The organism is Gluconobacter sp. GP1, from assembly GCF_032913585.1.
GTDB lineage: Bacteria > Pseudomonadota > Alphaproteobacteria > Acetobacterales > Acetobacteraceae > Gluconobacter > Gluconobacter cerinus.
On record NZ_JASGXC010000087.1, the window covers coordinates 1 to 228 of the forward strand.

The 228-nt window shown below is 62.3% G+C and carries 1 protein-coding gene; it reads right to left on the bottom strand.

The features are described 5' to 3' along the window. The coding region (locus R5H23_RS17035) for a hypothetical protein (RefSeq protein WP_317216152.1) at positions 1–228 on the bottom strand (228 nt) is incomplete at both ends.

Consider the following 228-nt stretch of genomic DNA (forward strand, 5'->3'; position numbering starts at 1 on the left):
TGGCCGAGGCGTCCCGGGGGGCGTTACGCCGGCAGTTGTTGCAGAACCAGTGCCAGGCATCCGACCCAGCAGAGGGGCTTTATCGTCCCCCAATGGCCTGTTCGTCGTCAGCGCGCTTGCAAAAGATCGTCCACTGGCTTTTGCGGCGTCGGCATCAGCCTTCTCCTTCTCAAGCGTTGCGCTGTCGAGCTTGTCTGAGTGATTGTTTCCGCCAGCTGGCGGCGCAAG